Source organism: Kribbella sp. NPDC031520 (assembly GCF_055580825.1).
This window is the reverse complement of the sequence record NZ_JBVIKS010000012.1, coordinates 1-1,109: the sequence shown is the minus strand read 5'-3', so window position 1 is coordinate 1,109 and position 1,109 is coordinate 1. Positions and strand designations below refer to the sequence as shown.

Here is a 1,109-nt window from a genome sequence, read left to right as displayed (position 1 = left end):
CTAGATGTGATGTCCAGGGAGGTTGGTCAGTCGGGTGATGGGTGGTTGGCCTCCGATGGCGGAGTGGGGTCGGTGGTGATTGTAGAAGTGGAGCCAGCCGGGCAGGGCGGTGTTGCGCTGGTGGTTTGATGTGTAGAACCGGGCGTAGGCCCAGCCGTCGGCCAGGGTGCGGTGGAAGCGTTCGATCTTGCCGTTGGTTTGGGGCCTGTAGGGCCGGGTTCGTTTGTGGGTGATGCCGAGCGCTGAGCAGGTGTCGCGCCAGGTGAACGAGCGGTAGCAGGCGCCGTTGTCGGACAGGACGCGCTCGATGGTGACGCCGCGGTCGTTGAACCAGGCGACGGCTCGCTGGAGTACTCCTGCGGCAGTGTGGGCCTTCTCGTCGGTGTGGATCTCGGCGTACGCGACGCGGGAGTGGTCGTCGATCACGGTGTGCAGGAACGCCTTGCCGGTGCGGGGTTTGCCATCGGGTCCGTTGACCAGGCCCGGGGTCGCGCGCTTGTTGAGGTCGCCTTGCTGACGGCCGACGAAGCGGTGGCCGCCGCCGTCGGGGATGTTGCCGAACTTTGTCACGTCGACGTGCAGCAGTGAGCCGGGGTGGTCGTGTTCGTAACGGCGCAGCGGTTCTCCGGTGACCCGGTCGATGCGCGACAGCCGGTTGATCCGGCAGCGGACCAGGACGGCATGCACGGTCGAGGCCGGCAGACCCACCCGGCCGGCGATCTGCACCGGGCCGAGTCGCAGCCGCCAGCGCAAACGCACGATCTGCCGAACGGTCCGCGGTGGTGTCTTGGCCGGACTGTGATGCGGTCTGGAACTGCGATCAGCCATCCCGGCTGGTCCTTCGGCGCGATACCTCTCGGCCCACTTACGTGCGGTTTTCGAGGCGACCATGAACATCTGCGCCGCCGCGGCGTACGACCAGCCCTGCTCGACGATCAGCCGTGCCAACCGCAGACGTGCACGCGGGGTCAAAGCAGCATTAACGTGGGACACGAAGGCCTCCGGTCAGGTGAAGCGGTGAACTAGACAGCTCCACTTCACAACCGGAGGCCTTCACCTGTCACACAGACTCACCGCCACCGACCGGGACAACCTCCCTGGACATCACA

At 66.1% G+C, this 1,109-nt stretch carries 1 protein-coding gene; it reads right to left on the bottom strand.

The genetic code is table 11. The annotated features are described in order from the left end of the window. A complete protein-coding gene (locus ACZ5BU_RS36590) occupies positions 1 to 993 on the bottom strand; it encodes an IS481 family transposase (protein ID WP_465705614.1) in 993 nt (330 codons plus the stop codon). Between the last annotated feature and the right edge of the window lie 116 nt (positions 994 to 1,109).